At 55.6% G+C, this 2147-nt stretch carries 1 protein-coding gene; it reads left to right on the forward strand.

What is annotated here, in order from left to right; all coding sequences use genetic code 11:
* Positions 1–564 precede the first annotated feature (564 nt).
* Positions 565–2088, forward strand: coding sequence for a glycosyl hydrolase family 39 (locus EN780_RS32670; RefSeq protein WP_128276330.1), 1524 nt, complete (start codon positions 565–567; stop codon positions 2086–2088).
* The last annotated feature ends 59 nt before the right edge of the window (positions 2089–2147 follow it).

The raw sequence follows: 2147 nt of genomic DNA on the forward strand, positions 1-2147 counted from the left end.
CGGCCAAGTTGTAGACGCCCTGGTCCGGGCAGCGCGGATCATCAATACAGGCGCTCGGCGACCCGCAGCCGCTTTTCCGCCTCGGCCAGAGCCAGAACGCCGCTGTCGGATGACAGCATACCGCCATTCGAAACGGTCGATGACGGACTTGCCGCCTACTGCTGACAGACCCTCAGCGGCAGCCTAGGATTATCCATGGGCGGATTGGTCTCCGGGAATGATTGGAACCGGCTTAAGCAACCAACTCCTACGTTATTTCGAGGACTTGCACCACATCCGCCAGCCTCCCGTGAATTACTTGGGCTAGGTCGCTGATCGCGAATGCCCGTATATGAACGCTTGGAGAGCACCTGCGGATTTTTCGCGGCCTTAATCGGCCTCGCGGCCCTGATCGCCGGCGGATCTGGCGAGACCTCGGTCCGCATCTCATAAATCACCCAGTCTAATAATGGGTATCAAGAGTATGGGCTGGACTTGACCATGGGGGCGCGACAGGATGAGCAGAACCGCGTAAATCGTGCGGCCACAAGATGAACGACCGCAGTCGCTGAGGTAGCCGCTGTAATGGACAGGATCATCCATCTCGCCGGCATCCTCGACGAACACCAATCGAAAGTATCCCCCGAGGTATATGCCATGACCACATTCACGACTGTCTCAGCTGATTGGCAGACTACGGAGCGAGTCTCGAAAACAACGCCATCACTGCAGGTCGCGGTGAACCCGTTCTTCCGCCGCGGGAACATCATCGGAGAGAATGCATACAAGACCCTGCGCGAGCTTGGCACCGACTATGTTCGCTATATCCCATGGCTGCCGTATCCTAAGCTGGTGGTAGCCGAACTTGAGCCGCCAACGAACACGACGACTTCCTGGGATTTCTCTCTGATTGATCCGATGACGATAGACTTCTTCGAAGCCACAAACGGACACCCAGTCGTTCTAAACTTCAGCACCATCCCACAATGGATGTGGAGAACGGCCAAGCCCGTAGAATACCCGGCCAACCCCAACGAGGCCACAAACAGCTACACGCAAGGCACCGAACCTCGAGATCCGACCTTCAAGGAGATAGCCGGCTACTACGCAAGACTCCTCAGTTGGTACACCCAGGGCGGCTTTGTTGATGAAATAGGTAGACGACATGAATCCGGACATCACTACTCGGTCCCTTTCTGGGGCGTCTTAAACGAACCCGATATTGAGCACGCCATGACACCGGAGATCTATACGAAGTTGTATGATCAAGTAGTCCTGGCGATGCGGAAGGTGCAACCAGATCTAAAATTTGTCGGCATGTCGCTGGCGTACCCATCTATGAACCCTCGCTTCTTCGAGTATTTTCTTGACCGCAATAACCATGAGCCGGGCATTCCACTAGATTATATTGCATATCATTTTTATGCCGGCCCAACCCCTGAAGAGAGCCCAGAAGTTCACGGTTACACGTTCTTCAACCAGGCCGAGAAGTTCTTGACCACCGTTCGCTACGTGGAGAACATTCGTTCGAGGCTATCTCCCGAGACTCGGACAATGATAGGCGAGATTGGCGCATTTCACTCACAAGAAGCCCCATGGCCCCCGCCGGTCGACGCAACAGCACCTCCAATTCCTGACTCCCACTGGTATCTCTCCGGAGCGTTGTACGCGTATTTGTTCGGCGAACTTAGCCGGATGGGAATCGACGTTGTTAAAGCATCGATGCTCTTAGCAGGTGAGCCTCGTCAGCACCCAATCTCTCTACTTGACTGGACCACCGGCGAGCCAAATCCACGGTTTCGCGTGCTCCAACTGTTACATCACTACTTTAGCGCCGGCGATAGAATCGTCGCCCTGGACCAGGGTCGTCACCACCCCTATGTTTACGCGTTGCCAGTCGTCACGAAAGGTGGCGAGCGGCGCCTCTTGCTGGTGAATAAGAGCCAGCATCCACAAAAAATCCACGTTCCAGGCTCCAGCGGCGGACAGAAGGTATGGGTGGACCAGACTACGGCCTCCGCTCCGCCCGCGATCGCAAAGACGACATCCGACATAATTGCACTGGAAGGGTACACAGTCGCGGCGATCACGTTCCCCGACCGACACTAAAGCCAGTATAATGAGGCCGAATGATATCGGCGAGCCGATTAAGTGGAGCTCTCCCGGGC

It is taken from the genome of Mesorhizobium sp. M4B.F.Ca.ET.089.01.1.1, assembly GCF_004022605.1.
Taxonomy (GTDB): Bacteria; Pseudomonadota; Alphaproteobacteria; order Rhizobiales; family Rhizobiaceae; genus Mesorhizobium; species Mesorhizobium abyssinicae.

Coding starts and splice junctions, on each gene's coding strand:
- EN780_RS32670 (WP_128276330.1), top strand. CDS start 565: ATGGACAGGATCATCCATCTCGCCGGCATCCTCGACGAACACCAATCG.